Annotated in this window: 17 protein-coding genes; 6 read left to right on the top strand and 11 right to left on the bottom strand. The window is 48.3% G+C overall.

Going from position 1 to position 19,700, the window contains the following annotated elements; genetic code table 11:
• Positions 1-28: 28 nt before the first annotated feature.
• From H8K32_RS17760 to H8K32_RS17775, 4 genes are all read right to left on the bottom strand, one after another.
• Positions 29-1,321, bottom strand: a complete 1,293-nt coding sequence (locus H8K32_RS17760; RefSeq protein WP_186913899.1) for an alanine racemase — start codon at positions 1,319-1,321, stop codon at positions 29-31.
• Positions 1,318-2,766 (bottom strand): D-arabinono-1,4-lactone oxidase, encoded by a 1,449-nt coding sequence (locus H8K32_RS17765; protein ID WP_222613178.1) that lies wholly within the window; start codon positions 2,764-2,766, stop codon positions 1,318-1,320. The genes H8K32_RS17760 and H8K32_RS17765 overlap by 4 nt, the downstream gene beginning before the upstream one ends.
• Entirely contained in the window at positions 2,763-3,140 is a 378-nt protein-coding gene (locus tag H8K32_RS17770; RefSeq protein WP_222613179.1) for a c-type cytochrome, read from the bottom strand. Before H8K32_RS17770 ends, H8K32_RS17765 begins: the two co-directional genes overlap by 4 nt.
• Positions 3,141-3,444: 304 nt before the next feature.
• Positions 3,445-6,702, bottom strand: coding sequence for a hypothetical protein (locus tag H8K32_RS17775; protein ID WP_186913900.1), 3,258 nt, complete (start codon positions 6,700-6,702; stop codon positions 3,445-3,447).
• 290 nt (positions 6,703-6,992) lie between these two features.
• On the opposite strand from H8K32_RS17775, the gene H8K32_RS17780 reads away from it, so the two are divergent.
• Positions 6,993-7,895 (top strand): creatininase family protein, encoded by a 903-nt coding sequence (locus tag H8K32_RS17780; RefSeq protein WP_186913901.1) that lies wholly within the window; start codon positions 6,993-6,995, stop codon positions 7,893-7,895.
• A gap of 32 nt (positions 7,896-7,927) precedes the next feature.
• Positions 7,928-9,184, top strand: coding sequence for a YVTN family beta-propeller repeat protein (locus tag H8K32_RS17785; protein WP_186913902.1), 1,257 nt, complete (start codon positions 7,928-7,930; stop codon positions 9,182-9,184).
• Between the two features lie 145 nt (positions 9,185-9,329).
• Here the strand turns inward: H8K32_RS17785 and H8K32_RS17790 are convergent, their stop codons facing one another.
• From H8K32_RS17790 to H8K32_RS17805, 4 genes are all read right to left on the bottom strand, one after another.
• On the bottom strand, positions 9,330-9,542 hold the full coding sequence (locus tag H8K32_RS17790) for a DUF1289 domain-containing protein (protein ID WP_186913903.1): 213 nt from the start codon (positions 9,540-9,542) through the stop codon (positions 9,330-9,332).
• Between the two features lie 184 nt (positions 9,543-9,726).
• Positions 9,727-10,722, bottom strand: a complete 996-nt coding sequence (gene lipA, locus H8K32_RS17795; RefSeq protein WP_186913904.1) for a lipoyl synthase — start codon at positions 10,720-10,722, stop codon at positions 9,727-9,729.
• A gap of 32 nt (positions 10,723-10,754) precedes the next feature.
• The gene (lipB, locus tag H8K32_RS17800; RefSeq protein ID WP_186913905.1) at positions 10,755-11,423 is read right to left on the bottom strand and encodes a lipoyl(octanoyl) transferase LipB; all 669 of its coding nucleotides are present in this window, start codon (positions 11,421-11,423) and stop codon (positions 10,755-10,757) included.
• Positions 11,424-11,525: 102 nt separating this feature from the next.
• Positions 11,526-11,849, bottom strand: coding sequence for a DUF2917 domain-containing protein (locus tag H8K32_RS17805; RefSeq protein ID WP_186913906.1), 324 nt, complete (start codon positions 11,847-11,849; stop codon positions 11,526-11,528).
• A gap of 187 nt (positions 11,850-12,036) precedes the next feature.
• On the opposite strand from H8K32_RS17805, the gene gcvA reads away from it, so the two are divergent.
• Positions 12,037-12,927 (top strand): transcriptional regulator GcvA, encoded by an 891-nt coding sequence (gene gcvA / locus H8K32_RS17810; protein ID WP_186913907.1) that lies wholly within the window; start codon positions 12,037-12,039, stop codon positions 12,925-12,927.
• Between the two features lie 15 nt (positions 12,928-12,942).
• On the opposite strand, the gene H8K32_RS17815 is transcribed toward gcvA, so the two are convergent.
• Positions 12,943-13,743, bottom strand: coding sequence for a DeoR/GlpR family DNA-binding transcription regulator (locus H8K32_RS17815; RefSeq protein ID WP_186913908.1), 801 nt, complete (start codon positions 13,741-13,743; stop codon positions 12,943-12,945).
• Positions 13,744-14,132: 389 nt separating this feature from the next.
• Between H8K32_RS17815 and glpD the strand changes: the two genes are divergently transcribed.
• The 3 genes from glpD (at position 14,133) to H8K32_RS17830 (ending at position 18,207) form a co-directional block, all read left to right on the top strand.
• Positions 14,133-15,737, top strand: a complete 1,605-nt coding sequence (glpD, locus tag H8K32_RS17820; protein WP_186913909.1) for a glycerol-3-phosphate dehydrogenase — start codon at positions 14,133-14,135, stop codon at positions 15,735-15,737.
• An 86-nt stretch (positions 15,738-15,823) separates the two neighbouring features.
• Positions 15,824-17,323 (top strand): glycerol kinase GlpK, encoded by a 1,500-nt coding sequence (glpK, locus tag H8K32_RS17825; RefSeq protein ID WP_186913930.1) that lies wholly within the window; start codon positions 15,824-15,826, stop codon positions 17,321-17,323.
• 176 nt (positions 17,324-17,499) lie between these two features.
• Positions 17,500-18,207 (top strand): MIP/aquaporin family protein, encoded by a 708-nt coding sequence (locus tag H8K32_RS17830; RefSeq protein WP_186913910.1) that lies wholly within the window; start codon positions 17,500-17,502, stop codon positions 18,205-18,207.
• A 126-nt stretch (positions 18,208-18,333) separates the two neighbouring features.
• Here the strand turns inward: H8K32_RS17830 and H8K32_RS17835 are convergent, their stop codons facing one another.
• Both H8K32_RS17835 and H8K32_RS17840 read right to left on the bottom strand, forming a co-directional pair.
• The gene (locus tag H8K32_RS17835; RefSeq protein WP_186913931.1) at positions 18,334-18,609 is read right to left on the bottom strand and encodes a DUF493 family protein; all 276 of its coding nucleotides are present in this window, start codon (positions 18,607-18,609) and stop codon (positions 18,334-18,336) included.
• A 189-nt stretch (positions 18,610-18,798) separates the two neighbouring features.
• Positions 18,799-19,644: a D-amino acid aminotransferase gene (locus tag H8K32_RS17840; RefSeq protein WP_186913911.1), complete on the bottom strand. Its 846-nt coding sequence runs from the start codon at positions 19,642-19,644 to the stop codon at positions 18,799-18,801.
• Between the last annotated feature and the right edge of the window lie 56 nt (positions 19,645-19,700).

Consider the following 19,700-nt stretch of genomic DNA (forward strand, 5'->3'; position numbering starts at 1 on the left):
GATGATTTATTCTGCTCGGATGTTGGCTTTACGCAGTGGCAGGAAAGGCTGGCCACATGTCGACGATCTTTCCATTGTCATAAACTGCAATATCGCCAAATTGCAAAAGCACGGCTTCGCTTTGACGTGGTCGGAAGATGACGACATCATCGACCTTCAAGCCTTGTCGTCCTGACTCCACCAATAACTGCTGGTTTGACGAAGTTCCATATAAGCCACTGGCGCTTAAGCCCTCGGGTGATACCGGATCAGCCAGCCAGTTACCACCGTAAATAAAGATGCCGCGCTGTTGATTGACGTCCCATGCACGGGCTGCATCCCCCAACCATTCAACGCCATACGGCATTTGAAATTGATCACTGACTTTTAACACTGGTGTGGCAATGAAAGCGGCGGCTTGCAAATCGGCCAAACCAGGTAAATCAAAGTCGCTGGCTTTGACGAAGGCTGAACCAATGGATACTTCATTTTCTATGCCTGAACCATCGTATAAACGGTAGGTTGGTGATCCTGCGGCGTTAAAAGTGAGTGGACGTTTTGGCGCGTGGCTAGTGCTGTTTTTTAACGCATTGAGCGCATATTGAGCAAAGCTGGTGTAAGTCTGATGAGCATGTTCATGTGCCGCTTTTTGCAAACCAGGTAAGTCAGGAATTTTTGCCACATGGGCGTCGTAACCCATCATGCCTGCGAATTGCAAACGTGGATCGCTTTGTAAAATCGCCAGCATTTGTTGCAAGGTGTCGGTGTGATTGATGCCACCGCGATGAAGACCAACGTCAATCTCAAAGTTAAGTAATAAATTCAGATTTTGTTGGCGCGCCAGTTCCCGATATTGGCTTAGACGTTCAGGCGTATCGACCAGCCATTGCAACTGCAGATCAGGGCGAAAGCCAGTGCTTGCAACATTATGCTGACGATAAAATTGCGCGGCCGCCGCAATAGGCATAGGCTTTCCAAGCAAAATATCGGTATCCGCTTTAGACATGCTCAGCAATTGCGGTAAGCTAAATAACATCATGCGATGGCTGCCAGTTATGCCGGTAATTTCTTTAATCAAGGCATGCGAAGGCAGAGATTTCACCACCAGGCGCTGCGCCATTTTGCCGCCGATGTTCTGCATGATATTGCGTGCATTTTGCCGTAGACGCTCGCGGTCAATGATCATCGTTGGTGTTGCTATGCCAGCATTCTTCATGGCCTGTGCGATGCCAGCGAAATACGTCGTGTGCGGCGCACCTTTCATACCTGGTTTGAGTGCAATAGCACCTGCTACGCCAAGGCCAGCAAGGGCTAATAATTTGCGTCGTTTGGTCGAGATCATGCGCTGACTCCAAACACTTGTCGTAAGTGTGGATTGAGCATGCGTCCGTGTGGATCACAATGCTCGCGGATCGCTAAAAAATCTTTCCAGCGCGGATACAAGGCCGTGAAATCAGCGGCCTGATGGGCATGCAATTTTCCCCAATGTGGACGCCCCTGGTATTTTCTAAAGATAGGCGCAATGTCTTGCACCAAATATTGATACGCTTCTCCAGCGGCTGCATGTACTGCGATTGAGCAAGTTTCACGATGATAAAATGGGCTGAGCCACGCGTCATCGGCTTTGACAAAGCGGAACTCCAGCGGGAAAAATACATCATGCCTTTGCTCTAATTTTTGTATGACTTCACGTACGCAATCTATCCCATGTTCTTGTGGGACATGGCATTCTGATTCGTTGAATTTGGTTGGACGCGATGTCGATAACAGTTTCCAGGATTTATCCTGCGCCAGTTCAACTTGCTGCGGGTCTATTAATTTCTTAGCCAGCCAGCGGCGTAAATCCGGGAAGCGTCCCATCCAATCGCGTAGCTGACGCAAGTCATGCAACATGGCTTCATCACCAGATTCCGGACGTACGATTTTTTCATCGTTAACAATGTTGTGGGTAATCGCGGCTGCATAGCCAGTGAAGGGCAGATAGTAGAATTCAAAATGCCGATGTTGATTCGCCAGATCATGCGCCATCGCCAACATCTCGTCGACCGGTTTTAACCATACTTTTCTTTGCAGGCGATATGCTGGAACTGCTTCTAACGTCACCTCGGTAATCACACCTAAACTACCAAGTGACACGCGCGCAGCCTGTAGTAAATCGGCATTGGTATTGGCGTCACAAGTCAGAATCTCGCCGTTTGGTGTGAGAAGGCGCAACGCCTGTACTTTGGCGTGCAGCGCAGGCAATTCTTTACCGGTGCCATGGGTTGCAGTGCTGATGGCCCCGGCGAATGATTGCGCATCGATGTCAGGTTGATTATGCATCGCCAGACCGATGCCATCGAGTTCACGGGCTAATTGGGCAAGGCGGGTGCCTGCTTGCACACGTACCAGATGATCATGGCGATCAATGATGCCAGACATTTTGTCGAGTGAAACGATGGTGCCGTCAGTCGGAACTAAAGGTACAAATGAATGCCCGGCACCGACGCAGCGTATGGTGCCTGAACTTTGTTTGAATAAGTCCGCAATCGCACTTTCATTTGCCGGGCTGTTGATGCCGAGGGGTTGGCAGCTTTGTATGCCTGACCAGTTTTGCCAGGTGATTGCGTTTGCGTTTCCTGCTGGTAAAGCTGGAGAAAGATTTGCTGGTGTTGCGGCCAGTTCTACCGGGACTTTAGCAAGTTCTGCCAGCATGCCCAGACCGCCGATAGCACCGACTGCAACGCCTGCTTTTAACAGTGTTCTACGAGAGCTGTGTGCAGTGTCGTGCGGATATTGCTTACTCATGAGTTGTCCTTTCCGGCTGGAATGGTGGTCGACATAAATTCAATCAGCTTTTGTAAATCCTGATCGCTACAGTCGCTGCAATAGCCTTTAGCAGGCATCGCCTTGTAGCCTTCACGCGCATGCTGTACCAGTGTCGCCATACCTTGTTGCAGGCGTGGTTGCCAGGCAGGTGCAAAGCCAACGATCGGTGCAGTGCTACTGACGGCGGTGTGACAGCCTATGCAGGAACGTTGATAGATCTTGGCTATTTGTGGATCGGCCGGAAGCGCAGTTTCGGCGGCACTGATTTGGCCGGCAGTAGGTGTGGCAGGTTTCGGGGTGCACGCCGCCAGCACCGTGGCAGCGCAAGCCGCCATGATGAGTGTTCTCAACATAGGTCATCCTTTTTTCGCTGTTCAATCGTGTGAACTAGCTAGTCTCATTCATAGTTATTTTTATACTGCATGCTGGATATTACATAACAGCGTTTTTATTATATAACGTTGTTTTTTATTTGGGACGCAATTTTTTAGTTGTTGTTTTTTGCGTCTGAAGTGAGTTTTATCGTTCAGATAAGTAGGTTGTCAGAACCGTATTCAATGCACACGCGGTGTGATTAGCATTCAGTTCCAAAAATAAAAAAAGGGTGCCGTGATGTTATCCACGGCACCCTGAGGCAAACGAAGCGTTAAATTTTTATTAGCGATTAGTAGCGTTAATCGCTTGTGTTTTCATGATTGTATTGAGACCATCACTGAGAGATATTTGCACGCTACCAGCTTGAGTCAGCTTTGGCAGACTCAGATTGATATTGCCCCCAGTGGCGCGCATGGCTAGTGTTGTACGGCTGCCGTCATTAGCAATGAAAATGGCGGTCAGCCACGGATAGTGGTTGTTATCCCACACCAGATGCAGATTGCTTCCGGACTGCTCAATCGTTGCAGTGTCAGCGACAAGTGCAGATGATTTTTTTGCGGGCAAAGTGCTCATGGCTGCGACTGTCGGTTGGGCCGAAACGACTTTAGTTGGCGCGGCTTTTGGCATGATTTTTCCGTCTTTCATCACGTCGATACTGACAATACCCGGAATGGCAGGCAGCAATACGGAGATGTGCTTTTCATCCAAATGATCCAATGATGCCGGAGTAAAGCTACGATACGTGGTCTTGCCATCAGCGCTGACAATGCGCAATTGATAGGCGCCACTTTCTGCATCTGCCTGATAACCGTTACCCAAAAGTTGCACCGGATCCAGACTGACATGGCCATCTGCGGAAATGCTACCGGATACCATCAGAATTGCTTGCGATGCAACCGATGTGGCAACACTGGCAGATTGCGCTTTATCTGCAAGCGTGGCGACCTGATAATTTGTTTTACCACGGATGTAATTCGCAATTTTTTGGTAACTGTATTCGGATAACCAGGTACCACTGCAATATCCCATCAGATCAGTAGTTCTGGAACCGACAGCACCCGGCGAGGACAACACATTATTTTCCTGATCGTACAGTGGTGCTGCTGTTAATTGTGCGGTATCCGAATTTGCCCAAGGCAGTGGATTGGTTGAGAAATAAGGATCGGGTCCACCCGCACCACCACATGGTGCATGCGACAAACTGAGGTTGTGACCGACTTCATGCACAATGACATTGTGCAGAGAATAATTTCCTCCGCGCATATCGTTACCGACGGCAGCCAATCCAGGAACGTAACCTAAGCCCGCGGTGCCATTAAATTTTACTGCTGGCACCATTGCGTAATAATGAGTTTGGCTATTCTCTGTCGTTCGTAATTGATTGATCTGACCCAACACGTTTCCGTACTCACCGGTACCCGTTAAAGAGTCCGAAAATTGACCATTTGGAGACCATGGGGCATGAAAATTCACAACCACACTTGCCAGTGGCATGACTTGTTTGAAGACGCTGATTAGTTGTGCCGAAGTTGGAACATTGGCAGTATTTGCATTGATGATCAAAGGGACGATCGTTAAATGCAAGGTATTGCTATTGTTGACGATGGGCGTTGCGCTTAGTCCCTGACCATCGGTCGTTGCAACGTCCAAAATCATGCCGGGCTGTACTTGATTGCCTGGAATCGTGGCATAACATTGTCCGTTGAGGCTATACGAAATATTGATGTCGCCATCGTAAATTGGCAGCGTAGTCGGGCAGGTCATTGTAATCGGGCTATTGGTACCACGAACTTGTACCGAGACCACTGGTGGGGATGTATTGGCCGCATTGGCCGCGTACATGTATGCGCGTACCAAAGCATCGCGACCCGGCGTCAGAACTTGGTAGGCACTGGCTGGACGTTGCGCCAGGCTTTGTGCGAGTTCAATATGTGCCAGACGTGAGCTGGCCGTATTTGGTACAACGGTTAATGTATAAGTGGCGGCAGTTGCCGTATATTGATCTGAAGGCAAATTGGCGGAAATGGTTGTTGTCCCCACTTGTAACGCGTTTATGGCGCCGCTCACACTGTCTACTGTTGCCACGGCAGGATTGCTACTCGAATACCGGATGGCGGTGCTTGGTAATATCGTACCGCTTCCATTTTGTGCCTGTGCGACTTGCAGCATATTGCCGGAAATTTGAGCTGGCATTGATTTACTCGAAGCCGGAAAGCTCAAACTCGCTGGTGTCAAACAATTGATATTAATCGTCACATCGGTCGTGCTTGCAACACCAGATGGATCCGCGAGGCTGCTGGTGCAGGTCTGACCATTGCCAGGCTGTTGTGTCACCGAGCCGCTGTATTTTCTACTGCTTTGGGTTTTAATGAAGCTGGTGACTACGCCATTTTTTGACAGCGTTTCTATGCCATAGACACCACCTGCATCGAACCAACCGTTGACACGGAAAGAAATCGTCGCGCCGGATGTGTTATCAAAACCACTGACATTCAACAAAATATTATCAATCGCATTGGTTGTTGCAGTGGCCGTTGGGCTGGCGGCGGAACAACTGCTGGGATTGCATGCCGCTACCTGATAGCTATAGGCCGTATTGGCAACCAAGCCGGTGTCGATCAGACTCAATGCAGTCAAGTTTGTGCCACCGGCATCGGTACCATTGCGTGTTAAAACGTAGCGCGTTGCGCCGGCAACACTGGCCCATGACACTGTGACAGTACTGCTATTTTTTGCAACTGCGCTAGGCTGCGTTGGCACTGCTGGAGGTGGTGTTGTAGGAGGTGTCGGCGTAACTGGTGGAGTAGGCGTAACTGGTGGGTTAGGGGTGACCGGCGGTGTCGGCGTCACAGGGGGGGTAGTGACCACGGGTGCCGCTGCAGTTTGTAAGTTACCTACCGAGCTCCAGGCTGAGCAACCAGCGCTATTACAAGCTTGTACCTGATAAGCATAACTCGTTGCCGGTGTTAATCCGGTATCTGTGTACGTGAGCCCGGAAATGGTTGCTGCATTAGCAATCTGAAAACCGTTGCGCTGCAACTGATAACTAGAAGCGCCAGGAACGCTGACCCAGTTTAAAATAATTTGGGTACTTGTAATTGTCCCTGCGGTTGGTGCTACTGGTACGTTAGGCACCGCGACAGGTGGGGCGCTTGTGGCAGCAGGAAAATCAAAATTGCTTCCGCAGCCGACATTAGAGCAGGCAATTAAACGGTACACATAATTGGTTCCCGCAGTTAAGCCGCTGTCGACGTAAGAATTGGTTGTGACATTCCCTAAGGATGTAAAACTGTTAGCATTTGCCACGCTTCGCAAAACTTCGTAATAGCTCGCACCAGTGACAACTGGCCAATTGAGACTAATGCTGGTGGAAGAACTGCTTTGCACAGTTGCAGTCGTGATTGTTGCTGGTGGTGTTCCGGTGTTATTGCTGGTTGTTTGCGTGCTACTACTGTTGGCGCTACCCCCTCCGCCGCCGCCGCAGGCAGCAAGGGCGAGTAAAGTGCAAAGAAGTACACAGCTGCTGCGATTGAATTTCATACGAAGGTCCGTGCGAGATAGAAGTTAGTGATACGTTTGCTTGACGTTGGCGAGTATTTTACTTTGATGCCGTTTAAATGTTTCTAAATGAAATTTCTTGTTACGTATTTGTCGATTTAACCATGAGTATTGCATGCTATTTTTTTGATAAATAATGGATCAAAATTGAATTTTTTAATGAGATGTGCAACGTTGTATAAAGAAGTATAAAAAAATCACTTTTCATTGGTCAGTAAAATATTTTTTGCTGCGCCGCAGATATTTCGATCAATCAGACGCATAATTCGTCTATGAATTTTTTGACACAATATCGGCGTTTCAGAATCAACCCCCTGATCGCAAGAAATTTCAAATCAACAACTAAGCGTAATGCCAAGCCTGATTTTGTCGGTACATGCGCTTTGCTTGTTGCCGCGTTGTACTTTTCGTCTCCTCTGACGTGTCAGGCAGCGGTGAACGAAGTAGAACTCGATAATCTGACCTGGACGGAAGCGCAACATCGCATTACCAGCGGTAGCACCACGATTCTGGTACCGATAGGTGGGACCGAGCAAAGCGGACCCTATGTTGCCTTGGGTAAGCACAATGTGCGTGCCTTTTTGTTGGCGCAAAAAATTGCGCAAACGCTAGGAAATACGCTAGTTGCACCGGTGATTTCTTATGTGCCAGAAGGCAGCATCCATCCACCAGTTGCGCACATGCGCTTTACTGGCACCATTTCAATTCCGGATAGTGCTTTTGAATCTATGCTGGAAGGAACTGCACGAAGTTTTAAGCAGCACGGATTTAAAGACGTGATATTTCTCGGTGACCACGGTGGCTATCAAAAGAATATGCAAAAGGTCGCTGCACGTTTAAACCGCGAATGGGCGAATGATCCAACTTGTCGCGTATCCGCATTACCGGAATACTATCAGGCAGTTTCAGTGAGCTACGTCAATACTCTGCGTAGTCGCGGGTTTAGTATGGCGGAAATCGGTACGCATGCTGGTCTGGCAGACACCGCATTGACTATGGCGCTGGATCGCTCCTTGGTCAGAGCAGATGTGATGGCGCACGCAGCGAAACCAAGCGAGAGCGAAGGCGTGTATGGTGACCCGCGCAAGGCGACCGAAGAGTTAGGGCAAATCGCCGTCAAACAAATTATAGATGCGTCGGTTACAGCGATTAAACATGTAACTGCCGCCCGATGAATTACATTTTGCTAAAGTAGTGAGTCTTAAGTATGCCTTTGAAATTTAAATATGTTGTTCGTACTGGTGTTATTGCTGCTTTGTCGATCGCTGGATTTCAGTTTCTGACCGCAGGTGCTGCACCTGCCATTCAGGCCGCTGCTACCGTCAATACATTACCTGGTATGCCAGCGGTAGTGGATGCGCGTAACCTATACAGTGAAACTGGTGCCAGTCATTTGAGTCCTCAAGTGAAAGACGATCTGCAACGTGTCTACGTACCAAATTTGCGCTCGAATGACGTTTCTGTGATTGACCCACAAACGCTTAAAGTGGTTGATCGTTTTAAGGTCGGCAAAGCGCCTCAGCATATTGTTCCTTCATGGGATTTGCGTACTTTGTGGGTCGCCAATAATGCCGAGCGTCTGGATTCTGGAAGCCTTACGCCGATTGATCCACGCACCGGTAAATCTTCCAAAGCAGTACCAGTGGATGATCCGTACAACTTATATTTCACGCCCGATGGCAAATCGGCGATCGTGGTCGCTGAAGCGAAGCACCGTCTTGACTTCCGTGATCCTCACACCATGGCTATGCAGTACTCGATTTCTACTCCGCAGTGTGGTGGCATCAATCATGCCGATTTTTCGATTGATGGTAGTTATGCGATTTTTACGTGTGAATTTGACGGCAGTATTGCAAAGATCGATCTGAAAAATCGCTCCGTCATTGGCTATCTGAAATTACAAATGCCAGCAGTACGTTTTAAAGACGTACCTAGCCTTGCTGGTCCAGGTGCGACAGAAATTTGTTCGTCCAAAAAAGGCATGCCGCAAGATATCCGCATCTCGCCAGATGGTAAGCGTTTTTACGTCGCCGACATGGAGGCAGACGGTGTTCATATCATCGATGGCTATGCGTTTAAAGAACTTGGTCTGATCCCAACTGGCGTTGCAGCGCATGGCTTATACCCTAGTCGTGACGGTAGTAAGCTTTACGTTGCCAATCGTGGCTCACATCTGATCCACGGCCCACGCAATGGTAAAGGCAGTGTGACCGTGATCGATTTCGCCAGCGGTAAAGTGGTACAGCAATGGCCTATTCCCGGTGGTGGAAGCCCAGATATGGGTAACGTCAGTGCCGATGGTAAATACTTGTGGTTATCTGGTCGCTACGATGACGTTGTCTATCGTATCGATACTACTAGCGGCGCAGTCAATAAGATTGCCGTGGGTCAGGAACCGCATGGTTTAACTGTTTGGCCGCAACCTGGTCGTTATTCACTGGGACATACTGGTAACTTGCGCTAGTATTGATCGTAATTGGTAGAAATAAGCGAGATGTCGTTTTAAATAAAGCGACAAAAAAATGCCAGCTAGTGTGTATCTGCTGGCATTTTTTTATGTTTCTGTTTTGGGATTTTTTTTGTGCGGAAAATTGCTGTGCTTATGCGATTCAGTCGTAAACATCGCAATCAACGTGGAGCTTGACGCCCTTTTCAGTTAGTTTATTTTCACGTTTTGGTCTGTCCCGCAAGATTTGATGACGACGGTGATCTTTCATTTTGCTCCACTCCCGGCATTCAGGTAGGGTGCGCAAACAGGCAATGCAAAAACCTGTTTTTCCATCGAATTTGCACACCTCAATACAAGGTGATTTAACACTCATTGTGACCTCGTTTACTTGGTGTTGCGCTGACTATTTACATCTACGTTGCGCTGGTCGGGATCGTTTTGAAATTGCGACAGATGAATGATAGTTGAGGCTGGCGTAAGTCGAATTGACAGTGCCGAAACCTACTACGGCGAACCAGTCAACTCGTCTAATTTGATTATTGCCAGTTAGTCTTTAATTACTCACCAATGCCATGCGCCTGTTGGTCAGCATGGTAGCTGGAGCGTACCATTGCACCGACGGCGGCGTGGGCGAAGCCCATTTTGTAGGCTTCTTCTTCGTACATTTTAAAGACGTCAGGATGTACATAGCGGCGTACTGGCAAGTGGTGACCACTTGGTGCCAGATACTGTCCGATGGTCAACATGTCGACGTTATGCGCACGCATGTCGCGCATGACTTGTAAGACTTCTTCATCGGTCTCACCGAGGCCAACCATGATGCCGGATTTGGTCGGTGTGTTCGGGTGCATTTCTTTAAAGCGTTTCAACAGATTTAAAGAGTATTCATAATCCGAACCAGGGCGTGCTTCTTTGTACAGACGTGGTGCTGTTTCCAGATTGTGGTTCATCACATCTGGTGGTGCCATGTTCAGAATTTCTAAAGCACGATCCATACGACCGCGGAAATCTGGCGTCAGAATTTCGATGCGTGTCATTGGAGACAGTTCGCGGATCTTGCTGATGCATTCGGCAAAATGGGCGGCGCCGCCATCGCGTAAATCGTCACGGTCAACAGAAGTGATGACAACATAGCTGAGTTTTAAGTCAGCGATGGTTTTTGCCAGATTGGAGGGTTCATTGACATCGAGTGGATCTGGACGGCCATGACCCACGTCGCAGAATGGGCAGCGGCGGGTGCATTTGTCACCCATGATCATGAAGGTGGCAGTACCTTTACCAAAGCATTCACCAATGTTAGGGCAAGAGGCTTCTTCACAGACCGTCACCAGTTTATTGGCACGCAGGATGTCTTTGATTTCGTAAAAACGGGTGGTTGGCGAACCAGCTTTGACACGTATCCAGTCTGGCTTCGGCAGGCGTTCCATCGGTACAATCTTGATAGGAATACGCGCAGTCTTACTCGCGCCTTTTTGCTTTTCAGTCGGATCGTAGGCGGCAGTAGCCGCGTTGCTGGTGTCAGCAGGAGAGACAGGAGTATTTTCGGTTGTCATGATACGGAGCGGTGTCGAAAAATTTCAAAAATTCAATCGGGTGCAGACAATAAGTCTTGCAAATTCTGTGCGAGGGCGTTTTGTACATCGGCTAAGGCTGCATGGACGCCCAGAGTTTTCATGTCGACCGTTGCCAGTCCGGCATAACCACAAGGGTTAATCCACGAAAACGGCGCTAAATCCATGTCCACATTCAGGGATACGCCATGGTACGTGCAACCGTTACCGCGCACTTTGAGGCCTAATGCCGCAATTTTTGCGCCTTTAAATGCGCCATCACTAACATAGATGCCGGGTGCGCCTTCTTTGCGTTCGCCAGCCAGATTATACGCTGCCAGCGTGTCGATCACGGCTTGTTCTATCTTGTGAACGAATTCCCGCGCAAATAAACGTGCTTTGGGGTGGCTACGACGCAAGTCCATCATGAGATAAATGACAACCTGACCGGGGCCATGATACGTGACTTCGCCACCGCGGTCAGTTTGAACCACAGGGATATCATGCGCCGCCAACACATGCGACTGATCGGCACCCAGCCCCAGCGTAAATACCGGCGGATGTTCGACAATCCAGAATTCATTGGGCGTATTGGCATCACGCGCGTCAGTAAAGGCGCGCATCGCATCGAAGGTCTGCTGATAAGGCTCAGTGCCACGCTGCAGAATGATGGGCGTAGTGGAAGTAGAGGTGCTGTTTTGCATAGACCGCTAGTTTAACATTCCTTACCAGCGACTGCGATTTTTCGCAGAGGATAAACACCTACAACCAGCGTGTGTCGCCAGTTGTAGTGTGATTCAATAACATTAAGCAAAGACGTGCGTCAGTTTTTGAGACAGTTTTTGGAAGTAATTAGACACTGCGAATTCTGGTTGTTGCACGACGACCGGGCTGGTCACTGTTTGCAATTCGATCAAACTTGCTTTTTGATCGGCTTCTACGACCACCATGCGATTGGCTGGAATGACAACGGTTTCATCGTCAGTGAGCCAGAAATCACAATCTTCACCAGCAATGGTCAGCCAGACGCGACCACATACGACTCTGACTTTACGATCGACAGGAGACACGCCAGAAAGTGTTTTTCCAGCAGTGATAGTGTAAGATGGGTTTGCGAAATTATTTGTCATTTCCTTGCTCCTTGTTGTGCAGCAAAAAATCAATTTAAAATTGACCTCTCAGGGGGAAATCCAATGCTGCATTGCGATGTATGCATTGTAGGCGTTTGTAATTCAGAAACAAAACGAGAAATTTTGGCTTTGCTTGCTAATAAAATTCACATTGTTATGTGTATTCTTGATGATGGATATATGAAAAATGGATATCAGAAAACTGCCTAATTTAGCGGCACTGCGTGCATTTGAAGCGGCAGCACGGCATCAGAATTTTTCGAAGGCGGCAGAAGAGATCCATTTGACTCATGGTGCCGTTAGTCATCAGGTGCGGGCGCTGGAAGAAGAGTTGGAAGTCGAGTTATTTGCAAGGCACGGTAAGCGCTTGGTGTTGAATGCCGAAGGCGAGCGGTACGCGGCAGCGATACGATTGTGTCTGCAAAATTTGGTCGAAGCCACAGAACAATTACAAAAACGTAACCAACAAAAGCGTCTCGGTGTTACGTCATTGCCTTCATTTGCTGCGCGTTGGTTGTCACCACGTCTGGGGCGCTTTATTGAGCATTATCCGGATTTAGAGGTCAGTTTGCAGTCGAGTAATCAACTGGCGGATTTTTCGCGTGATTCTATTGATATCGGAATACGTTTTGGGCTTGGAAATTATCCGGGTCTGGTTTCTGAATTTTTGATGGGTGATTACTATTACCCCGTCGTCAGCCCGCGTTATCACGGCGGTAATTTGCCAATGACCCCGGCTGAACTGGCGGCATCCAATTTATTGCGTTGCGAAGAAGAGCCGTGGGAACCATGGTTTCGCGCTGCCGGTTTAAATAACGAAGAGCCTACCAGCGGCTTGGTGTATCAGGATGCATCGATTCTCGCACGCGCAGCGGTGGACGGGCAGGGCATTGCTTTAGGGCGGCATGCCATCGTGCAATCGGATATTGAAAGTGGTCAGTTAGTTAGGCTGTTTGATGTAGAAATCCCTAGCCCGGTTTCATATCATCTGGTGTATCAGGAACAGTCACTCAAGAAGCCGCAAGTAAGAGCATTTCGTGAATGGTTATTAGCTGAAGTGGCATTGATAAAACGCTAGGTCGCACAGACTAAATCAAGCAAGCATGATTTTTGTTTTGATTTTGTCAAAAGTTGCATGCATTTGTTCTGGCACATCTTTATCGGTAAACAGCACATCGATTTGCGATAAGTGTCCTAATTTGACCAGGGCTGGGCGATCAAATTTGGAATGATCTGCCGCTAAAAATACGGTTCGCGAATGTTTGATGATTGCCTCGGAAACCCGTACTTCCCGATAATCAAATTCACGCAGCGTGCCATCCATTTCTATGCCAGAAATACCGATGATACCGAAGTCGACCTGAAACTGATTAATCACATCCACTGCCGCTTCACCGGTTAAGCCGCCGTCGCGCGGGCGTACCACACCACCAGTCACAATCACCTCAATATCTTGGTAATTGCTCATGATGCTGGCAACGTTCATGTTATTGGTAATCACACGCAAATTGCGGTGATGACACAAGGCGCGCGCAATCTCTTCCGTGGTTGTACCCAGATTAATAAACAGGGTTGCCTGATCGGGAATATGCCGCGCCACCAAAGCGGCGATCCGGCGCTTTTCTTCTGAAAGCAACGTCTGGCGCGTGTTGTATGCCATATTTTCTGCACTGGAAGTTAATCCGACACCACCATGAAAGCGTCGCAATAAATTCATATCAGCAAGCAAATTGATATCGCGCCGTATGGTTTGTTGCGTGACCCGGTATTGCGCGGCGAGTTGTTCCACCGAAGCAAAACCTTCTCTCTGAACGTTTGCCAACATTTCTTGTTGTCGCAAATTGAGTGTTTGCGTAGATGTCTGGCTGTATGACGGCGGTAGCGTGGTCGGCATGTAACAAGCTTCCTTCAACGAAAGAGAAAATGTTCGAAAACGAAAATATGCATTGTAATCGAAGCATGTATCAAGCGTGTTTCAGAGAAAAATAAGGGTGAGGGGCAGGGCGGATGCGACCCTCTGCATTGATGAGCTTGGATTTTCGTATGGGTTGAACCCTCCATACTCTTTATATGTAGCAGGTACGGGTATTGGCACCTATGCTGAAATGATGAGGTAAGAACAGGGTTTTTGGGTGAAGTTAAAATGTTCGAAAACGAACTTGTAATTATTCGTTTGGTGATTTATGATCGTTTTAAAACAAAAAATTGATGATCAATTTCTTAATAACATCTAATTCTTCGATTTTTTTAATAATCTATTAATTGCAATGGCGGCCTGACATCATGGCGAATGATCAACATTACGATTTACTGGTTGTGGGTGGCGGCATCAATGGTGCTGGCATTGCACGTGATGCTGCCGGGCGCGGTTTGCGTGTTTTATTGTGTGAGAAGGATGACCTTGCCGGACACACTTCATCAGCGAGTACCAAACTGATCCATGGTGGCTTGCGCTATCTCGAATATTACGAATTTGGTCTGGTACGAAAAGCGTTGAAAGAGCGCGAAGTACTATTGCGTGCAGCACCGCATATCATCTGGCCATTGCGTTTTGTGATGCCGCATGTGCCGCATTTACGCCCGGCGTGGATGATACGCATGGGCCTCTTTTTGTATGACCATCTGAGCCGACGTGAATTGCTGCCGGGATCTTGCGGCGTGAACTTAGATAAACATGCGCTTGGTGTTCCCTTGCAAGATAGTATGCACAAAGGCTTTGTCTATTCCGATGCATGGGTCGATGATGCACGTTTGGTCGTGTTGAATGCGATCGATGCCCAAGAACGCGGCGCGAAGATTATGACCCGCACCAAGCTGCAGTCGGCGCATCGTGAGGCTGGTTTGTGGCAGGCTACGTTGGTCAAAGACGGGCAGATTGAAATCAAGGTTTCTGCGCGAGCGATTGTGAATGCAGCGGGGCCATGGGCAAGCGAATTATTGCATCAGCATTTGCATCAGACCGCGAGAAATGATGTACGCCTTGTTAAAGGTAGCCACATCGTCGTCAAAAAAATGTTTGATCACGATCATGCCTATATTTTTCAAAATCCTGACAAGCGCATCATCTTTGCTATTCCTTATGAGCATGAATTCACGCTTATCGGTACTACGGATCTCGAATATAAAGGTGACCCGGGTAAAGTCAAAATCTCTTCAGATGAAGTCAGCTATCTGTGTGATTCTGCAAACCGCTATTTCAAACAAAGCATCAAACCGGCGGATGTGCTGTGGACCTATTCCGGTGTGCGGCCTTTGCTTGAACAGGAAGATGCTTCGAACCCTTCCGCAGTGACGCGTGACTATCATCTGGAGCTTGACGCCACACACGACCAGGCACCAATCCTGTCCGTCTTTGGTGGAAAAATTACCACGTTCCGTTGTCTTGCTGAGGAAGCAGTTAACCTGTTTGAACAACCATTAAAAATCACTAAAACAGCATGGACAGCAAATGCGTCTTTGCCTGGCGGGGATATTCCGAATGCCGATTTTTCTGGATTTTTCCAGCGCTTTCAATCGCATTACCCTTGGCTGCCAAAGGCGCTTGCAGAACGTTACGCGCACAGTTACGGTACCCGCGCCTTGCGCATGTTGAGCGACTGTCGTGCGCTTTCTGACTTAGGCGAGCAACTGAGCCCTGGTTTGTATGAAGCCGAAGTGAGGTATCTGGTGGAGAGCGAATGGGCACGTACAACAGATGATATTTTGTGGCGCCGAAGCAAATTAGGTCTGCACGCCACACCTTCTTCAGTACAGGTTTTGCAGGAAAAGTTAACGCACCTATTAGCAGCGGCAGGTCAAGTGCCGTCAGCCGTTTCAATGAGTAATGCAGCAACAGCGGCAGGTGCCACAAGCTTAGCAGCAGTTTCAGCAACCTCAGCAGTCAAGTAGTCAAGCAGTCAGGTAGTCGAGCCAATCGTTAGTTAATATTGGTTAATTAAAAAACTAAAATCGGAGACAAGATGGAGAAGACGCAAATGGATGGCAAATTTATTCTTGCATTAGATCAGGGAACAACCAGTTCTCGTGCGGTGCTATTTGATCGCACTGGTAGTGTGGTTGCGGTCGCACAAAAAGAGTTTCAACAAATTTATCCGCAACCGGGTTGGGTCGAACATGATCCACAAGAAATCTGGTCAACGCAGGCAGGTGTCGCAGCGGAAGCCGTCGCGCACGCTGGTCTGGCGGGTGGTTCGATTGCTGCGATCGGTATTACCAATCAACGTGAAACGACGATCGTGTGGGACAGAGAAACAGGCCGCCCTTTGTATAACGCGATCGTCTGGCAAGATCGTCGTACAGCAGAATTTTGCGACAAGTTAAAAGCCCAAGGTCTGGAAGAGAAATTCCGTTCTAAAACAGGTTTGCCGATTGATTCGTATTTTTCCGCGACGAAGATTTGCTGGATTCTGGAACACGTACCAGGTGCACGTGAGCTCGCGAATCAAGGAAAATTAGCCTTTGGTACCGTCGATACGTGGCTGGTCTGGAATTTCTCTCAACAAGCATTGCACGTCACGGACGTGACGAATGCCTCGCGCACGATGTTATTCAATATTCATACTTTGGAATGGGATGAAGAGTTGCTCGATATTCTGAAAATTCCACGCAGTATGTTGCCTGAAGTGCGTTCTTGTTCAGAAGTCTACGGTAAAACCAAAACTACATTGTTTGCATCAGAAATCCCGCTTGCAGGAATCGCAGGTGATCAGCATGCCGCTTTATTTGGACAAATGTGTGTCGAACTAGGCATGGTCAAAAACACCTACGGAACGGGTTGCTTCCTGGTGATGAATACTGGCGAAAAGCCAATTGAATCGAAAAATAACTTGGTCACGACGATCGCCTGGAAAATCGGCAATCAGGTGCACTACGCATTAGAAGGTAGCATCTTTATTGGCGGCGCAGTAGTGCAATGGTTACGAGATGGATTGGGCATTATCCGCAGCGCATCAGAAATTGAGGCTTTAGCGAAGAGTGTCCCGCACAGCGATGGTGTGTATCTGGTGCCGGCCTTTGCAGGTCTGGGTGCGCCACATTGGAATCCGCGTGCTCGCGGCACGATGTTCGGTGTGACACGTGGTACAACTTCTGCACACATTGCACGAGCTGCACTCGATAGTATCGCCTATCAATCAGTCGACGTTCTGAAAGCGATGGAAGCTGATCTTGATGGACGTATTGCGGAGTTGCGTGTCGACGGTGGTGCCGTTGCAAATAATTTACTGATGCAATTTCAGTCCGATATGTTGGGCGTTGATGTCGTGCGTCCGCAAATCACTGAAACCACAGCATTGGGCGCGGCCTATCTGGCAGGACTCGCCGTCGGTTACTGGAAAGATTTAAGTGAAATCCAGAGTCAGTGGAAATTAGATCAACGCTTTACACCCGCGATGCCGCAAGCAGAAGTTAATGCCTGCATGAAGGGTTGGCAGCGTGCGGTCAATGCCAGCAAAGCATGGGCTGACGAAGTTTAAAAAATAATAATGTCCACCAAGCAAACCAAGCAAACCAAGCAAACCAGGCAACTTAAACATAGAGATAGCGCTATGTTTGAACGTTGATGTGTGATGGCTGATCTTTGCAAAAGTGCTGAACAGCGTGCCTGGCAAGCTGTGGTGGCTCACTTTCAAATATAAAGAAAGAGTAACAAATGAATCCTTTATTTGCTGAATTTGTCGGCACCGCTATTTTGGTTTTATTGGGAAATGGTGTTGTCGCTAACGTGATTTTGAGTAAAACCAAGGGCTTTAATAGTGGTCTGGTGGTGATTGCTTTAGGGTGGGCGATGGCGGTTTTTGTGGCGGTATTTTGTACTGCGGCCGCAAGTGGTGGTCATCTGAATCCTGTAGTAACTATTGCTTTGGCCGTCGCAGATAAATTCCCTTGGGCGCAAGTGCCAGGCTATATTCTGGCGCAAATGGCGGGCGGCATGATGGGCGCGTTTCTGGTGTGGGTTGTGTACTACAAACATTTTGCGGAGACCGCATGTCAGGACACCAAGCTTGCTGTATTTTGCACCGGTCCCGCGATTCGCGGTACGTTTGGCAATCTGGCATCCGAAGCAATTGCAACCTTTGTGCTGGTGTATGCCGTATTGAATATGGCTGCCCCTAAAGTGGGGTTGGGTGCCATGAATGCCCTGCCGGTGGGTTTGTTGGTACTGGGAATTGGTGTTTCTCTTGGCGGTACGACCGGTTATGCGATGAGTCCTGCACGTGATTTGGGGCCGCGCATTATGCATGCAATTTTGCCTATCCCAGGCAAACGTGACAGTGATTGGAGGTATGCATGGGTGCCTGTCATTGGCCCATTGCTGGGTGCTGTTTCTGCGGCCTTGCTATTTACCCTGACCGCATAATTTCATTGAAATTTTGACGGCTTAAAAAATTAGTTGAACAGACCTAAAAAGCAAACCCTGCTGCACATGCCAAATATGGACGTGCAGCAGGGTTTGTTTTTTGTACTTGATTTTTTTTCGGTATGATTAAAGAACTACTTTGACCATCGGGTGTGCCGACAACTCGCGATACAAGTTATCCAATTGCTCGCGGCTGGTTGCCCATACTGTGACGGTTAAGGCCAGATAGCTTCCTTTACTCGATGGGCGCATGTCCATTTTACCTGCATGAAAAGTTGGATCATACGCCGTAACGACTTCTACCATCGTTTGAGCAAATTCATCATGCATCGCACCCATAATTTTGATCGGAAATTCGCTGGGATAAACGATCAGACTTTCTTCTGGTGGGATAGGTTTCATTTCCATTTTATTTCCATTTCTTTAGTCAGAGTCGCACTAAGATTTCACACAACACCGAAACAGCCCGGTTTTGCCTCCTGCAGACCATCTTTGATCCAGACGGCCTTTGCTGAAGGTGGCAAGATTGCATGAATTCCTTTGCAGTATTCTGTTGCTCACATTGGGAAATAAATGTGGATGGCAGAATGTTCAGTTCGCTTTGGCTTGCTGATAAGCCTTATACAATTGTTGGTAGATGGGGCCAGGTACGCCATTTCCAATAGTCTGATCGTCAATCCGGACGACAGCAAGAACTTCTTTTGTGGCAGACGACAACATGACTTCGTCGGCGGCAAATACTTCTGCCCGGGAAATGCGGCGGGCTTCCAGGGGAATTTTTAGTTCGGCACATAATTCTTGAATCAAGCCGTAACGTATGCCTTCCAGGATCAAATTGTCTTTTGGTGGTCCCATCATGACGCCGTCTTTTACTATCCATACATTCGAGGCTGATGCTTCCGTCAGATAGTCATCTCTGAATTGTATGCTTTCTGTGACTGCATGCTCGGCGGCATTTTGCGCTGCCAGCACATTGCCAAGCAACGAAATCGATTTAATTTCGCAATGCAACCAGCGCTTGTCTTCCATAGAGACACAAGCAACACCTTGTTCACGGGCTGCGGCTGTCGGCAACACGATAGGATTGGTCATGATGAAGACGGTAGGCGTGGCCTCTTTGGGAAACGCATGTGCCCGTTTGGCAACGCCGCGCGTGACCTGAATGTAGACCATCTGATCATCGGCCTCATGCGCAGCCATGACCTGATTGATCAGAGCAAACCATTCCTCTTTACTATGCGGATTGGTAATACCTATCGCATTGAGACTACGGAATAAACGTGCGAGATGTTGCTCAGCGCGAAACATTTTTCGTGCGTATACAGGAATGACTTCATAAATCCCGTCGCCAAAAATAAATCCACGATCCAGTACAGGGATTTTTGCTTCAGAAAGAGGTGTCAACGCACCATTGAGGTAGACCAGAGGATCGAGCATGATAATGTTTCCATCAGTTGAGTGAGGAAATCATTTTTGCATGAATCCCGTGGAGG

Origin of the sequence: Cognatundibacterium jejuense (assembly GCF_014284255.1) — a bacterium.
In the GTDB taxonomy this organism is placed as follows: Bacteria; Pseudomonadota; Gammaproteobacteria; order Burkholderiales; family Burkholderiaceae_D; genus Undibacterium; species Undibacterium jejuense.